This window comes from Shewanella benthica KT99 (genome assembly GCF_000172075.1).
GTDB lineage: Bacteria > Pseudomonadota > Gammaproteobacteria > Enterobacterales > Shewanellaceae > Shewanella > Shewanella benthica_A.
On the sequence record NZ_ABIC01000061.1, the window covers coordinates 1 to 16,554 of the forward strand.

Genomic DNA, 16,554 nt, shown 5'->3' on the forward strand with positions numbered 1-16,554 from the left:
AATCCTCTAAAGAGCCGTTCGAGACTAGGACGTTGATAGGCAGGGTGTGTAAGTGCTGTGAGGCATTGAGCTACCTGTACTAATGACTCGTGAGGCTTAACCATACAACCCAGATGGGTTTACTCTTGTTAAGAGAGAAGTATGTGGTTAATGAGTGATTACTTTACAAGCACAAAAGAATACCGACTTGATTTAAGTTGAACCAATTATTACTTTTATTTAAAGCTGTTTAAAAGACTTTTTAAATAGCCAGCTTTCTAAATTCTTTTACCTTTAGCTTTTTGAAAAGCTGAAAGTAATCGCAAAATTAGTCTGGAAACCATAGCATTGTGGCCCCACCTGAATCCATCTCGAACTCAGAAGTGAAACGCAATTGCGCCGATGGTAGTGTGGGGTCTCCCCATGTGAGAGTAGGTCATTTCCAGGCGCTCATTAAGTGAAAAAGCCACCTGAATAAGGTGGCTTTTTTGCGTCTGGGATTTAATAAAGTGTTGGCTGTTTAGCTCGAGCTTATCAGTACAGATATCAGGTGACTTATCCACTTAGGATGGCATGAATGCCTACCCCCGATGTCGCCCCGCCGCTGAGCGGACTCTCCCGCTACGAAACGAAGTTTCTCCGCGTTCAATTAGGGCTGAATACTGCGTATTCAAAGCGCCGTAATTTCACCCCCATGTGTCCACTTCGTGGATCGAGTAGGTCATTTCCAGGCGCTCATTAAGTGAAAAAGCCACCTGAATAAGGTGGCTTTTTGTACAGGAAGTACTTATCCTTGAACGCCAAGGATGGCGTAGGAAAGGGTTTGCGTCTGGGATTTAATAAAGTGTTGGCTGTTTAGCTCGAGCTTATCAGTACAGATATCAGGTGACTTATCCACTTAGGATGGCATGAATGCCTACCCCCGATGTCGCCCCGCCGCTGAGCGGACTCTCCCGCTACGAAACGAAGTTTCTCCGCGTTCAATTAGGGCTGAATACTGCGTATTCAAAGCGCCGTAATTTCACCCCCATGTGTCCACTTCGTGGATCGAGTAGGTCATTTCCAGGGGGGTAATACCAATCTGGAAAATTAACTGGTCATATTCGCCCAATCCCTAGAACACATTTTTGTCACTCTTTCAGCACTCTCGGTGAAAGTGTTCCAGGCTTCACAAACACTCTATTAGGCGACAATTAACTTGGCCAGTTCGCGACAATTAGCTTGTCCGGTTTTGGTCATCTTTAGGCATACATAATTCTTGAGAGATTTATATGCCTGGAAAACCCATAAACCAACTACAGGTTAACCTATATATGTCTTATCGTAATAAACCTAAACAGACTCAATCATCTGCTGCGGCAAAGGCGGGGTTTTCTTCCCGTTCAGCTAGACGAATTGATGCTAGCCAACACAACACCAGCAAATTACCATGCCAATACGCGACCAGAAAAGATCCTCTTAATGGTCTTTCGAGCAGCATGTTGTGCCGTTGCTTGAAAAAGAACCCTCACTGCAGCCCATTACATTATTCGAAAAACTAGAGGAAATCGCACCGGGGCAATTGGAGCGCTCACAGCTACGCACTTTACAACGCCGAATCGTCATACACGGGCCTGAGCAAGGCGTCATTTTCAGGCAGAAACATACGCCGGGGGCAATGGGCATTTCTGACTACACTTGGGCCAACGAGCTAAATATAACCCTCGCTGGCACACATTTTTGATGACCGTGTAGTGCTTTTCTATGGGCATGAACTCACATTAACCTTAGCGCGAATGCATACTCAAGGCGCAACTCGTGGTCGCTCAATAGATTATCATCATGTTATCCATGCATTGGCTAAGAAACGTAATGCTTTTAAAGCATCGCAAATCAGGGATGCTCTTATCCCTAAAGGCGGTGAAGGAGCAGTGGGAACCCGAGCTATTTCTCGCTCAATTATGTGAAATAGAGGCGACACATCGACAGGAAGTACGCCTAAAACGCTTACTCAAAGAAAGCCAGTTACCGATAGGGAAACAGTTGTCTCAATACGATTTCAGTGAAGTGGTCGGCATTAGCGCAGTTCAAGTTAAACGTAAGGCCAGTGAGTTGAGCTGGTTGAGACAAGGGCATAATATTTTATTATTCGGTGCGAGCGGCCTAGGTAAAACTCACATAGCAGCCGCGCTGGGTTATGCGCTTATTGAGCAATCTGTTCGTGTAAAATTCACGACAGGTACGGCGATGGCACATCAGATGTTCAACTTACTCAGGCTTTGTATCAAGACAAGGGGCCATCACAGCATAAGGTGATGCCAGATTTCGCGCTATGCTTCAAAGAATTGAAACGAAAAGGCATGACCAAGCGTCTACTGTGGGAGGAATACCACACGCAATACCAGGCTTGTGCTTATGGCTACACTCAGTTTTGTAAGTACTACACTCGCTGGTTTAAGAAGCAAAAGCGCAGCATGCGTCAGCAACACACTGCGGGCGATAAGCTCTTCATCGATTACTGCGGTCCAACCGTTCCCATCGTTAATCCAGATACGGGTGAAGTAAGAACGGCGCAGATCTTCGTGGCGACACTGGGGGCATCTAATTACACTTATGTGGAGGCCAGCAGAAGCCAACGGCTTGAAAGCTGGTTGCAGGCTCACGTTAATGCCTTCGAGTTTTTCGGTGGTGTGCCGCACCTGCTAGTGCCAGATAATCTCAGATCGGCCGTTACCAAGCCCTGCCGCTATGAACCGATCTTGAACGATAGCTATCGTAAGCTCGCCAATCATTACTGCACGGCGGTGATGCCAGCCAGACCTTACAAACCCAAGGATAAAGCCAAGGCCGAAAATGCGGTGTTGATCGTTGATCGTTGAGCGTTGGATCTTAATGCGACTACGGCATCAAGTGTTTCATACCTATGCAGAGTTGAACATCGTCATCCGTAACTTGATGCATGATCTCAATCAGCGTGAGATGCGGCAGATAGGAGCCAGCCGTCAGGCCTTATTTGAGACGTTAGACAAGCCAGCGCTAAAGCCATTACCCCAGCAGCCCTATCTTTATACCGAAACCAAACGCGCCAAAGTCGGCCCTGACTATCATATCCAATATAAGAAGCACTACTACTCAGTGCCGCACCAGCTAGTTGGTGAGCATGTCGAGTTGGAAGCATCCTCAAGACTGGTCAAGATCTATCATCAAGGCAACTTGGTTGCGCAGCATCCTAGCAGTGAAAAAGAGCATGGCCAAAGTACCATCGACATGCATATGCCGAGTAATCATCAGCATCAAAAGTGGTCACCACAACGACTGCTTAGTTGGGCCAAAAATATCGGTCCAGCTACCCGTGAAGTCGTCAATGCACAGCTGAAAAGCAAGGCACATCCAGAGCAGGCCTACCGCAGCTGCTTAGGCTTACTCAGTTTAAGCAGACAACACGGTGACAATCGCTTAGAGCAGGCGTGTAAAGATGCGGTACTGGTCGACAAGCCCTATCTAAAGTTCATCAAAAATCTGCTCAGCAACCACCGCGAAGGAAGACTCTCGAGCGATAGCACCAGTACGCCCAATATCGAGCATAGCAACGTTCGTGGCCCCAGTAGTTACCACTAGGAGTAAGTTGATGGATCATCTCAATGAACAACTCAAAACATTACGCTTAGGTCATGCAGCGCAGGCCTTAGAGCAACAACGAGAACAGCTCTCAACCTACGCAGAATTGAGCTTCGAGGAAAGGCTAGGCTTGCTGCTGGAATGCGAGCTGTTAAATCGAGACCAAACTAAGATCCAACGTCTGAAGCGACAAGCCAAATTACGGCTCAACGCGCAAGCTAGCCAACTGATTTATAAGGAAGGACGCGGTCTAATGCGGGCCAAGATGAGTGAGTTGCTAACAGGCCGTTACTTGCACAAACATCAAAACATCCTTATCACGGGGCCTACGGGAGCGGGAAAGACTTATGTTGCTTGTGCCATCGCAGAGCAAGCCTGCGAGCGCCAGTACACCGTCAGATACTATCGCCTAAGTCGGCTCCTAGATGACTTAAACTCAGGAAAATTAGATGGTAGTTATCAGAAACAACTGCTGGCGCTATCGAAAAAAGCGCTGCTGATAATCGATGACTGGGGCATGAATAAACTAACCCAGGAGCAATCAAGCCATTTACTTGAAGTGCTAGAAGATAGGTATCAAGAAAGCAGCACCATAGTGATCAGCCAACTGCCAGTAAAGAGTGGTACAACATGATCAGTAACGCCACGATCGCCGATACGTTATTAGATCGCTTAATCCACAACGGCCACCGAATAGAGCTGGGTGGTGAATCGATGAGAAAACTGGCGCAATCCGATCACTTAGGGTAGAAATAGGGGTGAGAGAAAAAAGATGATTTAGGTGATCGGATTAAACCGAAATGAGTGATCGCAATCGCCGGAATACGCACTTGAACGCCAAGGATGGCGTAGGGAAGGGTTTACGTCTGGGGTTTGATAAAGTATCAAGCTGAATAGCTCGAACTTACCGGTACAGATATCAGGTGACTTATCGCTGGATTCAAGTAATAAGTGCAACACCCTGTCACATATAGACCTCAAATGGAGTGAGGCCACCTAATACTTTTCTTGGCGTGAAATTAAGTAGCAAGATCCTTTTTTCAATTTCATCATCTGTCAGTTTGCCCATGTCGAATTTTTTTGGCCAAAAATGCCTGATCCGACCATTGGTATTCTCATTGGTTCCTCGTTGCCAACTGGCATAAGGCTTGGCAAAGTACATATCTGCACCTGTTGCCTTTGACACTCGAACGTGACCTGCAAATTCACCGCCATTATCTAACGTCACTGTCTTTACCGTGTGAACGGTTTTCAGCAGAGCAATCATTGCATCGCCAACTTCTTCTTTCGTTTTGCTAAATACACGTTTGGCTAGCGTAAAGCGGCTTGTGCGATCGACGAGTGTCACAAGGTGGGCACTCTGCCCGTGTACTGTGTCTCCTTCCCAATCACCTAATCGCGTCCGCGCATCCACAATATCAGGCCGCTCTGTAATATCGACTCGATCAGGAATTAGCCTAACTCCCGCTTTTTTATTACGTTTCCCACCCTTCCACCGTGTTTTACCAAACCTGGGCAACTGACGGTACAGGTGACCACCTTGCAACCTATTCTCTTCAATACGTCGGTAGATAGTCGTATGGCTAAGCGTCTCTGTGACTTTACTTTCAACCGTCATTCGCAGACTAATAGTCTCTGGAGACCAGCCTAAAATGACGGAGCCACGGATGATGTCATCTGTGTGGCTATGACGTTTGTTCGCTTTTAAGGATGTTCGTTTCCGTATATCACTCAGCGGGTGAGCCTCAGCACCTGAGTATCCATTAGGGGGTGAATTTCTATTCAGCTCCCGACTAACAGTGCTGTAATGTACCCCGATCTCTTTGGCAATGCCTCTCAGTCCCATCCCTGTTTTACGAAGGGCTGAAATCTGGTATCGTGGCTCTTGAGTTAGCTGTCGGTACTGTTCGTTGAGTTTATTCATAACGGACTTGATTTTTGTGTGAGAGCTTAGATTGTGCCTTCAGCTGGCTCACTATTCAAATTTCAGCCTGTTGCACTTATTGTATTACTCCAGCCGCGAATATCGACTGGGTATTCCATATTAAGGGAGCTTTACTTTCAACCGCCGAAGTGAAAGATTATGTCACTCAATTCAGAGATGGAAAGGTCAATCATTTTGATAGAGTAGCTGAATTAACGCCGGCTTTAGCTTCGCCTTGCGGTTTATAGGCTAAAGCCTGGGTGGGTTGCCAGTATTTTGGGGGATACTGGCATTTTAGATAGTATTTTCTGTTATTTAAACTATGTCTTACGCGATAATGTTTAAAAAGTGTCCCAATCATAATCCTTGATTGAAAATGCCGCAGTTAAGCGGTTTTATACTAAAAAGTACTTTACCTTTTAGGGGAGTTTAAGCATAATGCGTTTCGTCAACAGGGGTATAGTTCCAATTGGTAGAACAGCGGTCTCCAAAACCGATGGTTGCGAGTTCGAGTCTTGCTACCCCTGCCATTTTTAGAAAAAGCCGAGCATTAGCTCGGCTTTTTTGCATCTGAGATTTGCTGATTTTATTCAGTAGTTCCCATTAAGTTTATTAAGACTCGTTACTGACTTCTTGCTAAACTGCTAACAGATCCTTTAACATCCATGCCATTTTTTTCATGGGTCTGGATTCTTTGGGCGAGCCGATCTGCAGTCGCCTCATCATTGGCTTCAGCCTTGCTTTATAAGCTGGTATCCTATCGATAATCAAAGAATGAAAGGCATTGACCAGAGTGGAAAAAGCGGCATATTTAGATGCGATGGGGATCAAGAGGTGGGTACAGACTAGTAATGCAGCTAAGGCTTATATCATCTTAGTTGATAGTGTTGAGCCCGGTATTGAGCATCACCCTGTGATTAATTCAGTATTGTCCCTCATAGGCTGTCCCATCACCAACTGCTCATTTACACAGAAGGCGAGTAAAGGAACTGATGTCATTTGGGATATGCGACGTCTCAAGATGCCCAAGTCTCATCCTGTACTGAGTTCAGCACCTCTAGCTGAGCTTATAATAAAGGGTGAAGCTAAACGAGAGCTGTGGGATCTCATTGTTGCTCATAACAAAGAATCTCAGATAGGATAACTATGAGTCCGTTACACCGAGTATGCTCATTAAGCCCCACAGATGCTGTGAACATGTCTACACTCGCAGCGCTTGCACATTCACATCCTATGAGCCTTAGAACCATTGAGAGCTGTTTTGGCACCTTGTACTCCACATTTGGGCTTAGGGTTGAGGGCGATTTGGTGGGGTTTGCTATTCTTCATCTAATATTTGAAGATGCGACCTTGATGGATATCTGTGTCGACCCCTCTGAGCAGGGGAGAGGATATGGTCAAATGTTATTACAGGCAGTGATTGCTCATGCCGTTCACTCAAAAGTCGAGACATTATTTTTGGAAGTTAGATCGTCGAGCCTGGCTGCGAAACACTTGTATTCTAAGTATGATTTCAAAGAGTCTGGTATTCGTCAGTCTTATTATAAGACTGAGAATGGTAATGAAGACGCTATCTTGATGGAACTGGCAATTAACCGATGACCTCTAAAATCACAAAATTCAGGCAAAAAAATAGCGCCGGCTAACGGATCCGCGACGCTTGATGTCTAGCTAAGAGGACTATTTGACTTCTTTACCTTGAGCTTGCAGATCTGCATGGTAGCTAGAGCGCACCATAGGTCCACAGGCTGCATGAGTAAAGCCTATCTCTTCGGCAAAGACTTTCAGTTCATCAAATTCTGCCGGTGGCACATAACGTTCTACCGGCAAGTGGAATTTTGATGGTTGTAAGTATTGACCTAGTGTCAGCATCTCAACATTATGAGCGCGAAGATCGCGTAATACCTGAGCTATCTCTTCGTTGGTTTCACCTAAGCCCATCATCAGTCCTGACTTAGTCGGGATGTGTGGATGACGCTCTTTAAACTTTTTCAACAGATCGAGAGACCATTGATAGTTAGCACCGGGTCTAACCTTACGGTAGTGCATAGGTGCGGTTTCAAGGTTGTGATTGAACACATCCGGTGGCTCGGTGGCCAAAATCTCCAAAGCTGCATCGATACGTCCACGGAAGTCGGGGACTAAGGTTTCGATCTTGATATCAGGGTTGAGTAAGCGTATTTCACGGATACAATCCGCGAAATGTTGAGCACCACCGTCACGCAAATCGTCACGATCCACTGAGGTGATAACCACATATTTAAGCTTCATATCCCTGATGGTCTGAGCTAATTTTACTGGTTCTTCGGCATCAGGCTTTAGTGGACGTCCGTGGGCAACATCACAGAATGGGCAGCGACGGGTACAGATGGCGCCTAAAATCATAAAGGTGGCCGTACCATGGTTAAAGCACTCAGCTAGGTTGGGGCAAGATGCCTCTTCACATACAGAGTGAAGACCATTCTTGCGCAAAGCCTGCTTTATTTCAGTGATCCTTTGGTTCGATGCCGGTAGTTTTACTCGCAACCAATCGGGTTTACGTAGCATGGTTGCACGCTCCGAAGGGACGACTTTAATTGGAATTCGAGAGAGTTTAGCTTCATCTCTTAGTTTAACTCCAGGTTGTAATCTTTCTGGCCTACTCATGACTCTGGCAATCCTTGATGATGAACTAGATTCTGATAGCCTAAGTTCTGGCTAAATGTTTTAACGAGTTGCTCGCCTGCCTCTTCGACAGTCTGCGGTCCGCCTAACGACTTGCATTGCACCATTTTTAAACCGACATAACCACATGGATTAATTCGTTGAAACGGGCTCATATCCATATCGACATTAAGGGCTAAACCGTGAAAAGAACAGCCCTTACGGATCCTTAAGCCTAGCGATGCGATTTTACCTTCATCGACATAAACGCCTGGAGCATCGGCTTTTGCATAGGCTTTAACTTGATATTTTTCGAGCATCTGCACTATGCTGTTTTCAATCTCGGTGACGAGTTGACGTACACCAATCTTGAGTCTTTTTATATTGATAAGAGGGTAAGCGACAAGCTGACCTGGTCCGTGATAAGTCACTTGACCACCTCGGTCGACCAGTATGACTGGGATATCACCCGGGTTGATAATGTGTTCACTCTTGCCTGCTTGACCTTGGGTAAACACAGGTGGATGCTCTACTATCCAAAGTTGATCTGGACTAGATTCATCCCGGTTGTCGGTATAGTCCTGCATCGCGTGCCATACCGATTCGTAATCTTGCTGACCAAGATATCTAACGTGTAACGAGCTCTGAGACAAGGTCAACCTCTCCCCTTAAACAATAATGGCGGCATTATACTCCTCTAACCGATAAATGTAAGCTAGATCACATTTATCGGTTAGAGAAGACACTTGAAATAATTGACAAGTGTCTGATTTTTAAGTGCACTTCACTAATCATAATTCAAAATACAAAATACAGCGATTATAGGACGCGCTTCACACCTTCAATGGCGGCAAGCTCTACATAAAGTGTCTCTACCTGTGCTTTATTTTTAACCGTAACATGAATGGTGATCGAATTATAAGTGCCTTTACTGGACACCTTTGTGCTTGGAACATAATCACCTGGAACGTGTTGTTGAACCACGGCAATGACTCTGTCGGCTAAGGAATCACTGGCATCTCCAATGATTTTAAACGAGAATGAGGCTGGAAATTCCATCAGTTCATCAAATTTTGTATCTAACATATCTATAATCTCTTGCCGATGTAATAGGCTCTATATGGAGCTCATTATACGTTTTTCAAGGGAGACTTGAAACAAAGAAGCCACCCTAAGGTGGCTTCAAATTTTGCTTATAAAAATATCTAACTAAACCAGCCTGCAAACATCTGCTTAAAGTAATCCATTAGCCTACTGAACCAGCTACCTTCATTGACTTCTTGCAGGGTGACTAGCGGGAATTGAGCGATATCTTTACCATTAAGCTGAAAGTAGATACGGCCTACGGTCTCGCCTTTGGCCAATGGCGCCGTTAACTCTTTGGTAAGCTCGAAGTTGGCTCGTAAGTTTTTAGCCTGACCACGGTTGATGGTGATTGGTGTATCTGTAGTGACACCTAAATCAACGGATTCTTTGTCACCAAACCAAATCTGTTGCGATACAAAGCTGTCACCAGCCTTGTATGGAGTAATGGTTTCGAAGAAACGGAAACCATAGTTGAGCAGCTTTTTGCTTTCTGCCTTACGTGCATTTTCACTTTTGGTGCCCATGACCACAGAAATTAAACGCATACCGTCTTTTGTCGCCGATGTAACCAGATTATATCCGGCACCAGATGTGTGTCCGGTTTTTATGCCATCAACATTCATGCTCTTGTCCCATAACAGGCCGTTACGGTTATATTGCTTTATACCGTTATAGGTAAATGATTTTTGTTTGTAGACAGCATATTCGTCGGGTACATCACGGATAAGAGCTGCTCCTAAAAGTGCCATATCATAGGCAGTCGACTTATGATTTTTAGCATCCAGACCGTGAGAGTTTTCAAAAAAACTGTCCTTCATGCCAAGCTGTATTGCCCAAGAATTCATCAGGTCGACAAAACCATCTTCTGTGCCGGCAATGTGCTCTGCCATAGCCACGCAAGCGTCGTTACCTGACTGGATGATGATACCGTGGTTTAAGTCGTCGACCGTGACTTGCTTTCCTACCTCAATAAACATCTTCGATGAGTCAGGAAAGTTCTTTGACCAGGCTTTTTTACTGATCGTGACTTCATCTTCTGGTGAGATATTGCCTACCTTGATTTCATGGCCTATGACATAACTGGTCATCATCTTGGTAAGGCTTGCAGGGTTCAAGCTCTCGTAAGCATTTTCTTCCGCAATGATTTGTCCTGTGTTGTAGTCCATTAAGACATAGGCTTTCGCCGCAACAGTTGGCGCAATAGGTGTAACTATAGGCGCTGCATAGGAGAATGAGCACGCGATTGAGGTCGCAAGAATAAGCGTTTTTAAAGGGCGATTTAAAAATTTCATATCAACAAGGTACGTCTTCTTAGGTTAAAATCGGAAAGCAAAATTGGCTGCAGTATATCACTAGTAGGCTCTCTAATTCAGTGAAGGTTCATTAATCTTTTGTAAATGGAAGTCATATTCAACTCTTACCTCTCACTCAAATTTTAAAGACAAATACTATTGCGTGATCAGATAGCTCTGAGGGTAGCCATTGTTTCTTAATTGTTGGTTTAACTGAGTCGCAAGCTGCTTCTGGCCTATGGGGCCTAGTTGCAACTTATAGAGCTTATTGACCGCTAGTATTCTTGTCTTAACTTGATATTTATTCTCCAGTTCTTTTGAGATCGCATTTAGTTTAGCCTTGTCCGAGGATGCCAGAACCTGAATATAGTGAAGCTTGGTATTTTTGAGCTCCGCCAGAGCAATCGACTCAGGGCTTGCAATATATATCACTTCAATTTTGACATTGGCAGTTCCTGTTTTAAGCATATCTAGCCTATGCGCAGCCGCATAGGAGAGATCTATGATTCGGTCATCGTGAAAAGGACCTCTGTCATTAACCCTAACAATCACTTGTTTGTTGTTGTTGATATTAGTCACTTTGACATAGCTCGGCAGGGGCAATGATTTGTGCGCTGCGGACATGGAGTACATATCATAGGTTTCACCGTTAGATGTCAGGTGGCCATGAAATTTTGAGCCGTACCAAGATGCAAGACCTGTTTGTTGAAAGTCTTTGCCTGAGTCCAATACCTGATAAGTTTTGCCAAGCACAGTGTAATTCGTCTTATTCCCCCCCCGGCTATAGGCTTCATATTTGGGGTGGGCATCTTCAACTTTTGATACATCTGATGCGCTGCTTGGGGCTTTATCATTGGCGAGTTCATATCGACTGCTGTTGCTGCTTTCTGAGCTAGAGCAGGCCGATAGCGATAATACGGCCAAAATGGCCAGTGTGCGTGTGATTTTTATATCAAATGTCATAAAGGTTTCAGTTTCCAACCCAAGTCTTTAATTATCATGGGTATTTGTGTTAGCCATGGATCCGAGAAAAAGTTAGCTTGCTTAAAGATAGGCGGCGTTTTTCAACTTTTGGCTAAATTGATAGACTGCCATAGCGTATAGGGGGCTACGATTATAGCGTGTGATCACATAAAAGTTATTCAAGCCCATCCAATATTCAGTATTGTTTTCTTGTTCCAATTTGATAACTAGTGCCAGTTGGGATACGTCGATATCGATGGCCTCTGCCAGGGCTACGCTTGGTGTTAAAATGTCGGCCGCGGTATAGGTTAATTTCTCACCAGTCCAAACGTTCAGTTGAGAAGCTAGCTTATTATCGACCGATAAAGGCAGTACAACCGGTGCGCCAGGCTGCCAGCCATGTTGGTGGAAATAGTTTGCTACGCTGCCTATGGCATCAACTGGATTGTTGAGCAGGTCCCTGCGTCCATCATGATCAAAGTCGACGGCATAATGGCGATAGCTCGAAGGAATAAACTGTCCGAACCCCATGGCACCGGCGTAAGACCCCTTTAGGTTATTTATATCGAGCTGTTCATCTTTGATTAGCGTCTGTAGATTACTTAATTCTTTCCTGAAAAAGGTGGCTCTGGGTGGGTAATAGAAACCTAAAGTATAGAGGGCGTCAACGACTGGGTAGTTACCCATGTAACCGCCATAGAAGGTTTCAATGCCGATGATGGCGATGATGATTTCAGGATCTACATCGAACTCTTTAGCCGCGCGACTCACAGTCGCCTTATGCTTCTCCCAGAAGGCGATGCCAGCCTCTAATCGTTTTTCAGTGAGAAATATGGGGTAATACTGATGCCAAGGTTTGGCTTCCCAAGGCTTGGTCATTGCGTCAATGACACCTTGATCGTATTTCGCCGTATCAAGAAACTGTTGAACTTCTTTCTGCGTAAAGCCTAAGGCTCTTTGGGTCTGCATAAATTCAGTTTTTAATGGTGCCACACTGGCATCATCAAGAATGCTTGTACTTGCCGTGGCCGAGATGGAGAATGCTGCTATGAGTAGAGCCGTTACTAGTTTTGGTTTTGTATTCACTGAAACCGTTCCCTGTATCTGGATAATGCTATGGGTAAAACCGCTAAGACAAGCGAGTTTAACCTTGTCTTAATTCATTCAAACTGTTTCAGCCTACATGTTTGCAGCGAAAAAGCCTATAAGCTGGTGTACGAGTAATAACGTGCCGCAGTAATGGTTTCATCGTATCGATTTACCTGTCGACAAATCGCCTATGGGTATGAATACTCATCAGAATGCCAAATCCAGTCATCAAAGTGAGCATAGAGGTGCCGCCATAGCTGATTAGCGGTAGTGGAACTCCGACCACAGGCAACAGGCCGGAAACCATGCCAATATTGACGAAAATGTAAACGAAGAAGGTTAAGGTGATGCTCCCAGCCAGGAGGCGGGCAAAACTGGTCTGTGCCTGAGATGCAATCACCAGTCCTCTGCCTATGACAAAGAGGTACATGATCAATAATAGTGCACTGCCTATCAGACCAAATTCTTCTCCTATGACGGCAAAGATAAAGTCAGTGTGGCGCTCGGGTAAGAACTCTAGTTGTGATTGGGTTCCATCTAGCCAGCCTTTGCCCCAAGGGCCACCTGAGCCTATGGCAATCTTAGATTGTATGATGTGATAACCGGCACCCAGAGGATCTTTCTCAGGATCGAGCAGGGTGAGAACGCGGGTTTTCTGATAGTCATGCATCAGGAAAAACCAGAGTACGGGCAGCATAGCTAATATGCCGCCTACAAAGGTACCCACTATCGCCCAGCTCATGCCAGATAGAAACAGCACAAAAATGCCCGATGCAGCTACAAGAATTGAAGTCCCCAGATCTGGTTGTTTTGCGATTAACAAGGTCGGGATCAGCAAAAGCACTCCGGCTCCAGCTAAATATCTTTTCTTTGGCGGCAGTGGATACTTACTGATATACCAAGCCATAGTGATGGGAAAGGCTAATTTAATCAGCTCTGAGGGTTGAAACTCCATGAAACCAAGGTTGAGCCAACGTTGTGCCCCCTTATTGATTTCACCGAAGAAGTGAACGCCAAGTAACAAGGCTATTCCAGCCAGGTAGATTGGAAAGGCCCAACGTCTGAATACTTCGGGATTTATCTGCGCCACAATAAACATGATTGCCAGAGACAGTCCCATTCTGACTAGCTGCCTTTCCAGCAGAGCTAAATCCTCACCACCGGCGGAATAGATAACAAACAGGCCGAATAGCATCAAGCTCAAAATACCGAGTAATAGTGGCAGGTCTAGGTGTAAACGCTGCCAAATATTGGGGTCATGGTTTTGCGAACTCATTGAAGGGGCTCCAAGGTATCTCTTAACATATATTCATCGAGTAAGGCTTTAGCTACCGGACCTGCGTTGGCGCCACCCCAGCCCGCATTTTCTAATACGACGGCGACCACAATTCTAGGGTTCTCGAAGGGGGCATAGGCAATCGTCAAGGCGTTGTCACGAAAGTGCTCTGCGATGGCATCGGCATCATATCGAGTATTTTGGGCGACACTTATGACCTGGGCGGTACCTGTCTTCATTGCGGCTGTGTAGGGGGAGTCTTTGAAACGTTTCTTATGGGCAGTGTCTCTCATAGCCTCATTGACTATGTTCCAGTTTTGGGGGTCATTTAGCTCGATTGGTGCCAGTTCATCGATTGGAGTGTCGATTTTAGAGGTACTGTTTTTAATCGATTTGAGCAAATGCGGTGTAAAGCGACGGCCCTTATTGGCCAAGATAGCCGCTGCGTTGGCGAGCTGTAATGGGGTCGTTGTCCAGTAACCTTGCCCTATACCCACAGAAATTGTATCGCCAATATACCAAGGTTGGTTGTAACGAAGGCGCTTCCAGTCTTTAGAGGGCATTATCCCGGCGGATTCCTCGAAGATATCTATCCCAGTGCGCTTACCGAAGCCGAAAGGCTCCATGAACTGGGCAATCTTATTGACGCCAGTGTTATATGCTAAATCATAAAAAAAAGTATCGCATGAATGGATTAACGCGTCTCTTACGTCTACCCAGCCATGACCCCAACGTTTCCAGTCGCGGTATTTCCTGGCAACGCCAGGGATCTGCCAAAATCCCGGATCCCAGATGCGAGTCTTAGTGGTGATAATTTTTTCATCCAAACCGAGTAGAGCTAGATGAGGCTTGACTGTGGATGCCGGCGCGTATTGTCCCTGAGTTGCTCGATTGATCAATGGCCTGGATTTTGAGTTGAGCAGTTTGTTGTAGGCTTTACTGCTGATGCCATGCACAAATAAATTTGGATCGTAAGTGGGACTTGATGCTAGGGCTAAGATCCCCCCATCACGGGGGTCGATGGCTACTACCGAGCCTCTTCGGCCATTGAGGAGTTCCATGGCTTTTCGTTGTAAATCTAAGTCTAAGGTGAGGTAAATGTCCTGCCCAGGCTGTGGAGCCACAGATTTTAGCGTGCGTATGGTGCGCCCGCGATTATTGACTTCTTCCTCTAAATGACCCGGCTTACCGTGAAGTAAACTTTCATAGAATTTTTCTATGCCCAGTTTACCTATATCTTTGGTTGCGGCGTAGTTTTTCCATTGCTCACTTCGTCGTAGCCTCGCTTGATCTCGGTCGTTGATACGGCCTACATAGCCCAATGCATGCGTTATCAAGCCATTATAGAGGTAATGTCGCTTGAGACCGGCAACCACAGCAACACCCGGGAATTTATGCTGGTTAACACTAAAGAGTGCAACTTGCTCCTCGGTTAAACGGTTCTTCAAGGTGAGTGGTTTGAAACGCCTGTGGTGTTTCAGCGATGCAATAAAATCTTGCTGCTCATCGGCCGTGATGGGAATTATCTGGCTTAACTCTTTGAGTATCTTTGGGATATCTTTTACCTTTTCAGGAATAAGTTCCAAAGAGAAAAATGGCCGGTTCTCAGCTAATAGTTTGCCATGACGGTCATAAATCAAACCTCGACTCGGGGCTACGGGAACGACCCTGATACGGTTATCGTTCGAGCGAGTTGCATAATCTTTGTATGAGATGATTTGTAGGTGATATAAGTTTGCTAGCAGTATGCTCAATAGGATGACTACGCAAGCAAAAGTGAACAAGGCTCTTCGTTTAAAAAGCGATGCTTCAGCTGCGTGGTCATGCATCGTAATTCGCTTTCTTGGCGGCACTTACACTTTCTCCGGCTTAGCAATGGGCATAAAGCTTGGTTCTTAGCGAAAAAAGTCCGGTTATACCGAACTTTACTATTCTCTGTGATAAGGGTGGTTGTTATTCACGCTCCAAGCTCGATATAGACTCTCGGCTACCACAATTCTGACTAGGGGGTGTGGCAGAGTCAAAGCCGATAAGCACCAGCTTTGTGACGCAGCTTGCTTGCAAGCGGGAGAGAGCCCCTCTGGGCCGCCAATGAGCAAACTGACATCTCTGCCATCGAGTTGCCAGCGGTTGAGCTGCGAGGCCAAGTCTGGTGTCTTCCAGTTATTCCCTGGAAGATCTAAGCTGACTATGTGGTTGCTCTTGGGGACAGCAGCCAACATCTGCTCGCCTTCCTTATGGAGAATGCGGGCGATATCGGCATTCTTGCCTCTTTTCCCTGCCGGGATCTCAACCAGCTCTAGCGCCATGTCTCTGGGAAATCTTCGCTGATACTCCTGAAAACCAGCTGTGACCCAAGCTGGCATCCGTGTACCAACCGCGATTAACTGTAATTTCATTAAGCAGGTTTGGCAGACCAGAGCTTTTCAAGCTCATAGAAGTCGCGAGTCTTATCTTGCATGACGTGAAGAATCACATCACCCAGATCCACAAGAACCCACTCACTGCTTTCACGGCCTTCGACACCGATTATGCTTAAGCCTGCTCGCTTACATTCAAGGACAACATTTTCGGCAATAGCCTTAACGTGAGTCTTAGATGTACCTGAACAAACCACCATGTAATCAGTCATGTCAGACTGTTCGGCCACTGCTAAGGTGACTATATCTTTGGCTTTCAAATCTTCGATCTGTCGATCACAAATG

15 protein-coding genes, 1 tRNA gene, 2 rRNA genes and 3 pseudogenes are annotated in these 16,554 nt (G+C 45.7%); 9 read left to right on the top strand and 12 right to left on the bottom strand.

Features of this window, described 5'->3' with window-relative positions; genetic code table 11:
- The 6 genes and pseudogenes from KT99_RS18140 to istB form a co-directional block, all read left to right on the top strand.
- A 23S ribosomal RNA gene (locus KT99_RS18140) occupies positions 1-104 on the top strand; the annotation flags it as partial.
- A 207-nt stretch (positions 105-311) separates the two neighbouring features.
- Positions 312-427, top strand: a 5S ribosomal RNA gene (gene rrf, locus KT99_RS18145).
- Between the two features lie 1,035 nt (positions 428-1,462).
- Positions 1,463-1,702 (top strand): hypothetical protein, encoded by a 240-nt coding sequence (locus tag KT99_RS18150; protein WP_005503029.1) that lies wholly within the window; start codon positions 1,463-1,465, stop codon positions 1,700-1,702.
- Positions 1,703-1,857: 155 nt separating this feature from the next.
- Positions 1,858-2,274: an ATP-binding protein gene (locus tag KT99_RS18155; protein ID WP_157752224.1), complete on the top strand. Its 417-nt coding sequence runs from the start codon at positions 1,858-1,860 to the stop codon at positions 2,272-2,274.
- Positions 2,205-3,576 (top strand): annotated as a pseudogene (gene istA / locus KT99_RS18160) (IS21 family transposase); the annotation flags it as partial. The gene KT99_RS18155 and the pseudogene istA, both read left to right, overlap by 70 nt.
- A gap of 10 nt (positions 3,577-3,586) precedes the next feature.
- Positions 3,587-4,326, top strand: a pseudogene (gene istB, locus KT99_RS18165) (IS21-like element helper ATPase IstB).
- Positions 4,327-4,540: 214 nt separating this feature from the next.
- Here the strand turns inward: istB and KT99_RS18170 are convergent.
- A complete protein-coding gene (locus KT99_RS18170) occupies positions 4,541-5,500 on the bottom strand; it encodes an IS30 family transposase (RefSeq protein ID WP_005503035.1) in 960 nt (319 codons plus the stop codon).
- 453 nt (positions 5,501-5,953) lie between these two features.
- Between KT99_RS18170 and KT99_RS18175 the strand changes: the two genes are divergently transcribed.
- Positions 5,954-6,030: transfer RNA gene (locus tag KT99_RS18175), tRNA-Trp, on the top strand.
- Positions 6,031-6,136: 106 nt separating this feature from the next.
- Here KT99_RS18175 and KT99_RS23065 read toward each other — a convergent pair.
- Positions 6,137-6,236: pseudogene (locus KT99_RS23065) on the bottom strand (DNA starvation/stationary phase protection protein); the annotation flags it as partial.
- A gap of 57 nt (positions 6,237-6,293) precedes the next feature.
- On the opposite strand from KT99_RS23065, the gene KT99_RS18180 reads away from it, so the two are divergent.
- Together KT99_RS18180 and rimI are read left to right on the top strand one after the other, a co-directional pair.
- A complete protein-coding gene (locus tag KT99_RS18180; RefSeq protein WP_005503036.1) occupies positions 6,294-6,644 on the top strand; it encodes a hypothetical protein in 351 nt (116 codons plus the stop codon).
- A 53-nt stretch (positions 6,645-6,697) separates the two neighbouring features.
- The gene (gene rimI / locus KT99_RS18185; protein WP_005503038.1) at positions 6,698-7,102 is read left to right on the top strand and encodes a ribosomal protein S18-alanine N-acetyltransferase; all 405 of its coding nucleotides are present in this window, start codon (positions 6,698-6,700) and stop codon (positions 7,100-7,102) included.
- 78 nt (positions 7,103-7,180) lie between these two features.
- Here rimI and lipA read toward each other — a convergent pair whose 3' ends face one another.
- The 10 genes from lipA to rsfS all read right to left on the bottom strand — a co-directional run bounded on the left by lipA (position 7,181) and on the right by rsfS (position 16,553).
- Positions 7,181-8,146, bottom strand: a complete 966-nt coding sequence (gene lipA / locus KT99_RS18190) for a lipoyl synthase (protein WP_005503042.1) — start codon at positions 8,144-8,146, stop codon at positions 7,181-7,183.
- Complete coding sequence (lipB, locus tag KT99_RS18195; protein WP_040572197.1) at positions 8,143-8,796, bottom strand: lipoyl(octanoyl) transferase LipB; 654 nt, start codon at positions 8,794-8,796, stop codon at positions 8,143-8,145. Before lipB ends, lipA begins: the two co-directional genes overlap by 4 nt.
- 166 nt (positions 8,797-8,962) lie before the next feature.
- The gene (gene ybeD, locus KT99_RS18200) at positions 8,963-9,229 is read right to left on the bottom strand and encodes a DUF493 family protein YbeD (protein ID WP_005503046.1); all 267 of its coding nucleotides are present in this window, start codon (positions 9,227-9,229) and stop codon (positions 8,963-8,965) included.
- 119 nt (positions 9,230-9,348) lie between these two features.
- Positions 9,349-10,521 (bottom strand): serine hydrolase, encoded by a 1,173-nt coding sequence (locus KT99_RS18205; RefSeq protein WP_040572193.1) that lies wholly within the window; start codon positions 10,519-10,521, stop codon positions 9,349-9,351.
- Positions 10,522-10,677: 156 nt separating this feature from the next.
- A complete protein-coding gene (locus KT99_RS18210; protein ID WP_005503048.1) occupies positions 10,678-11,484 on the bottom strand; it encodes a septal ring lytic transglycosylase RlpA family protein in 807 nt (268 codons plus the stop codon).
- Positions 11,485-11,565: 81 nt separating this feature from the next.
- Entirely contained in the window at positions 11,566-12,519 is a 954-nt protein-coding gene (gene mltB, locus KT99_RS18215; RefSeq protein ID WP_232504329.1) for a lytic murein transglycosylase B, read from the bottom strand.
- 223 nt (positions 12,520-12,742) lie between these two features.
- Complete coding sequence (gene rodA / locus KT99_RS18220; RefSeq protein WP_005503051.1) at positions 12,743-13,849, bottom strand: rod shape-determining protein RodA; 1,107 nt, start codon at positions 13,847-13,849, stop codon at positions 12,743-12,745.
- Complete coding sequence (mrdA, locus tag KT99_RS18225; protein WP_040572194.1) at positions 13,846-15,702, bottom strand: penicillin-binding protein 2; 1,857 nt, start codon at positions 15,700-15,702, stop codon at positions 13,846-13,848. The genes rodA and mrdA overlap by 4 nt, the downstream gene beginning before the upstream one ends.
- A 75-nt stretch (positions 15,703-15,777) precedes the next feature.
- On the bottom strand, positions 15,778-16,248 hold the full coding sequence (rlmH, locus tag KT99_RS18230; RefSeq protein WP_005503054.1) for a 23S rRNA (pseudouridine(1915)-N(3))-methyltransferase RlmH: 471 nt from the start codon (positions 16,246-16,248) through the stop codon (positions 15,778-15,780).
- Positions 16,248-16,553: a ribosome silencing factor gene (gene rsfS, locus KT99_RS18235; protein WP_005503055.1), complete on the bottom strand. Its 306-nt coding sequence runs from the start codon at positions 16,551-16,553 to the stop codon at positions 16,248-16,250. Before rsfS ends, rlmH begins: the two co-directional genes overlap by 1 nt.
- Position 16,554 lies beyond the last annotated feature (1 nt).

Bases quoted from the DNA above. Each gene is read 5' to 3' on its own strand.
- KT99_RS18155 (WP_157752224.1), top strand. From the start codon at position 1,858: ATGCTCTTATCCCTAAAGGCGGTGAAGGAGCAGTGGGAACCCGAGCTA.
- KT99_RS18170 (WP_005503035.1), bottom strand. From the start codon at position 5,500: ATGAATAAACTCAACGAACAGTACCGACAGCTAACTCAAGAGCCACGA.
- rimI (WP_005503038.1), top strand. From the start codon at position 6,698: ATGTCTACACTCGCAGCGCTTGCACATTCACATCCTATGAGCCTTAGA.
- lipA (WP_005503042.1), bottom strand. From the start codon at position 8,146: ATGAGTAGGCCAGAAAGATTACAACCTGGAGTTAAACTAAGAGATGAA.
- ybeD (WP_005503046.1), bottom strand. From the start codon at position 9,229: ATGTTAGATACAAAATTTGATGAACTGATGGAATTTCCAGCCTCATTC.
- KT99_RS18205 (WP_040572193.1), bottom strand. From the start codon at position 10,521: ATGAAATTTTTAAATCGCCCTTTAAAAACGCTTATTCTTGCGACCTCA.
- KT99_RS18210 (WP_005503048.1), bottom strand. From the start codon at position 11,484: ATGACATTTGATATAAAAATCACACGCACACTGGCCATTTTGGCCGTA.
- rodA (WP_005503051.1), bottom strand. From the start codon at position 13,849: ATGAGTTCGCAAAACCATGACCCCAATATTTGGCAGCGTTTACACCTA.
- rlmH (WP_005503054.1), bottom strand. From the start codon at position 16,248: ATGAAATTACAGTTAATCGCGGTTGGTACACGGATGCCAGCTTGGGTC.